Origin of the sequence: Brevibacterium sp. VCM10 (genome assembly GCF_000583215.1) — a bacterium.
GTDB classification, from domain to species: Bacteria; Actinomycetota; Actinomycetes; order Actinomycetales; family Brevibacteriaceae; genus Brevibacterium; species Brevibacterium linens.
This window is the reverse complement of sequence record NZ_JAJB01000067.1, coordinates 1-2355: the sequence shown is the minus strand read 5'-3', so window position 1 is coordinate 2355 and position 2355 is coordinate 1. Positions and strand designations below refer to the sequence as shown.

At 64.0% G+C, this 2355-nt stretch carries 2 protein-coding genes; both read right to left on the bottom strand.

What is annotated here, in order from left to right; translation table 11 throughout:
- Positions 1–38 precede the first annotated feature (38 nt).
- On the bottom strand, positions 39–1094 hold the full coding sequence (locus AD89_RS0116165) for an enoyl-CoA hydratase/isomerase family protein (RefSeq protein ID WP_025780553.1): 1056 nt from the start codon (positions 1092–1094) through the stop codon (positions 39–41).
- A gap of 1 nt (position 1095) precedes the next feature.
- Positions 1096–2262 (bottom strand): acyl-CoA dehydrogenase family protein, encoded by a 1167-nt coding sequence (locus AD89_RS0116160; protein WP_025780552.1) that lies wholly within the window; start codon positions 2260–2262, stop codon positions 1096–1098.
- Between the last annotated feature and the right edge of the window lie 93 nt (positions 2263–2355).

The following is a 2355-nucleotide window of genomic DNA, read 5'->3' as shown; positions in this document are numbered from 1 at the left end:
GCCGTCGGCGACGTCGGTGAGGATGGTTTCGAATTCGCTCATGAGAACACCTTATCTGCGTGATCGGTGGTGAGGATGGAATGGACCTGCTCGTCGCTGACCTCGGCCAGTGATGCGGGGTTCCACTGCGGATTGCGGTCCTTGTCGATGACCTGTGCGCGGATGCCTTCCCTGAGGTCCGGCAGTCCGGTGAGAGTGACGGCGACGCGGTAGTCCTGTTCGAGGACCTCGGCCAGCGACATCTTCTCCGCATTGCGGATCGCGGCCAAGGTCACCTTCACCGAGGTGGGGGCCTTCGTGCCGATGAGCTCCGCGGTGGCCCGGGCATCGGGGTTCTCGTGCGCGGCGAGAGCCGCGACGATGGCCTCGGCGTCGTCGCCGACGTAGCAGGCGTTGATCCAGTCGGCCGCCTCGGCGAGATCATCGGCAGGTGCCTCCCCGACGTACTTGCCGAGGACGGACTCGAGATCCTCACCGGCGGTGAGGTCGGCGATGAGATCGGGGATCTGCGCATCGGGGACGAAGTAGTCGGCGAGTCCGAGACCGATCGCGGTGCCGGCTCCGACGGGCTGCCCGGTCAGCGCAAGGTGCGTTCCGAACTCTCCGGGACCGTTGGCCAGCAGGTGGGTGCCGCCGACGTCGGGGAAGAGCCCGATTCCGGTCTCCGGCATCCCGACCTTCGTCGAATCGGTGACGATGCGGTGTGATCCGTGTCCGGAGATGCCGACTCCGCCGCCCATCGTGATGCCATTCATGATGACGACGTAGGGCTTGGGGAACTCGGAGATCGCGTGGTTCATCTTGTATTCGCGGTTCCAGAACTTCGCATTCTCGTCGCTGCCGGCCACGATGTCGTTGTACACGGCCTTGATATCGCCGCCCGCGCACAGTCCGCGTTCCCCGCGGCCGGTGACGAGGACGAGCTTGACCGCGTCGTCGTCACGCCATGCTTTGAGGGCGTCATCGATGGCGCCCACCATGTTCTGGCTGAGCGCATTGATCAGCTTCGGTCTGTTGAGTTCGATTCGGCCGACCCCGTTGGATACCGAGGTGATGACGGAGGCGTCCGCCTGCTCTGCCGAAGGTTCTGTCATATCAGCCCACTCCTGTGCTCTTGCGCGAGATGATCACGCGCATGATTTCGTTGGTGCCTTCCAGAATCTGGTGGACGCGCAGGTCACGCACCAGCTTCTCAATTCCATACTCTGTCAGATAGCCGTAGCCGCCGTGCAACTGGAGTGCCCTGTTCGCGACGTCGAAGCCGGTGTCGGTGGCCTTGAGTTTGGCCATGGCCGACAGCAGAGAGGTGTTCGGATCGCCCGTATCGTAGGCTCCTGCTGCTCGCCACAGCAGGGAGCGGGCAGCCTCGAGGTCGGCCTGCATCTGTGCGACCTCGAAGCGCAGAGCCTGGAAGCCGGCGAGCTCGGTGCCGAAGGCCTGACGCTCACCCATATAGGCGATGGCCTTCTCCAGAGCGGCCTGCCCGCCGCCGAGCGAGCAGGCGCCGATGTTGAGCCTTCCGCCGTCGAGCCCGGACATCGCGATCTTGAAACCCTGACCGGGTGCACCGAGCATGTTCTCCTTGGGCACCCGCACGTTCTCCATGATCACCTGTCGGGTCGGCTGGGCGCGCCAGCCCATCTTCTGTTCATTGGGGCCGAAGCTCAGGCCCTCCATCCCCTTCTCGAGGATGAAGGCGGAGATTCCGCGCGCTCCGTCCTGGCCGGTGCGAGACATGACGAGGTAGGTGTCCGAGGTGCCGGCGCCGGAGATGAACTGCTTGACTCCGTTGAGCACGTAGTGGTCGCCGTCCTCGCGGGCGGACGTGCGCAGGGCGGCCGCATCGGAGCCGGCGTTGGGTTCGGTCAGGCAGTAGCTGCCGAGGTGCTCCATGGAGACGAGCTTCGCGAGGTATGTGGCCTTCTGCTCGTCGTTGCCGAACTTGTCGATCATCCACGCGACCATATTGTGGATGGAGATATAGGCGGCGACGGAGGGGCAGCCGGTCGACATCGCTTCGAAGATCAGCGCCGCATCCATCCGGCCCATTCCGGTGCCGCCGGATTCTTCGCTGACGTAGATGCCGCCCATGCCGAGTTCGGCGGACTTTCTGATGACGTCGACGGGGAAGAAGTGCTCGGCGTCCCATTCGAGAGCGTGCGGGGCGACTTCGGTATCGGCGAACTCGCGCACCATCCCGGCGACGGTCTGCTGTTCGTCGGTGAGACCGAAAGGTAGGGCAGCGGCTGTACTGCGGGACATGATTCCTCCAAGAATCGGACGCGTATTCGGTGATCGACACCACGATACGTCCATATTACTTGGACATCCAACTAATTCCTCGCCGAGGCGGCC

Bases quoted from the DNA above. Each gene is read 5' to 3' on its own strand.
- AD89_RS0116160 (WP_025780552.1), bottom strand. From the start codon at position 2,262: ATGTCCCGCAGTACAGCCGCTGCCCTACCTTTCGGTCTCACCGACGAA.
- AD89_RS0116165 (WP_025780553.1), bottom strand. From the start codon at position 1,094: ATGACAGAACCTTCGGCAGAGCAGGCGGACGCCTCCGTCATCACCTCG.